The organism is Flavobacterium ponti, from assembly GCF_042652765.1.
In the GTDB taxonomy this organism is placed as follows: domain Bacteria; phylum Bacteroidota; class Bacteroidia; order Flavobacteriales; family Flavobacteriaceae; genus Flavobacterium; species Flavobacterium ponti.
The window spans coordinates 1-799 of the sequence record NZ_JBHSGW010000022.1 but is presented as its reverse complement, the minus strand read 5'-3'; the positions used below and the strand labels follow the sequence as shown (position 1 = coordinate 799).

The following is a 799-nucleotide window of genomic DNA, read 5'->3' as shown; positions in this document are numbered from 1 at the left end:
CTCCTAACACTCCTGCGGGAACTTACACACTTACATACCAAATATGTGAAGTGGCTAATCCTACAAACTGTGATACTGCTAATGTAACTATAGTAGTAGAGGAAATTGTTAATCCAACAATCCTTTTAGTTGACGATCCAGCTGAAACAGATATGAATGAAGAAGTTATAATTGATATTTTCGATAATGACATTGGAATTCCTGCGTGTGCAACTTTAGTAATTATTACTCAACCTGCTCATGGAACACTATTGTTTTATGATAATGGAACACCTACAAATTTATTAGATGATGTAGTTACTTATGTTCCAGACACAAATTATTATGGTACAGATTATTTTGAATACCAAGTGGTTGATTGTGATGGTAATTTAAGTAATATTGCCAAAGTAACTATTCAAATTGGTACAGTTGGACCAGCATGTGTGGTAGAAGTTTACAATGCAATTTCACCTAATTACGATGGAATTAACGACATTTTAATAATCCAAGGATTAAATTGTCACCCAGAAAATTCAGTTGAAATTTATAACCGTTGGGGTGTTTTAGTTTATGAAACTGAGAGTTATGCAACTAAAAACAATTATTTTAGTGGTATATCAGAAGGTAGAACAACTGTTTCTCAAGGAGAAGAATTACCAGACGGTACTTACTTCTACATAATTAAATATGTAGACACACAAGATGGTAATACAAACAAACAAAAAACCGGATATTTATATTTAAATAGATAAAGAATTTAACATAAAGTATATCTTATCTTTGGTATACTTTATGTTTGAATTAAAAACACAAATAG

The 799-nt window shown here is 30.9% G+C and carries 1 protein-coding gene; it reads left to right on the top strand.

Going from position 1 to position 799, the window contains the following annotated elements; all coding sequences use genetic code 11:
* Window positions 1–734: T9SS type B sorting domain-containing protein (locus ACFO3U_RS08255; RefSeq protein WP_379740459.1), on the top strand; the 734-nt coding region annotated here is incomplete at its 5' end.
* Window positions 735–799: the final 65 nt, after the last annotated feature.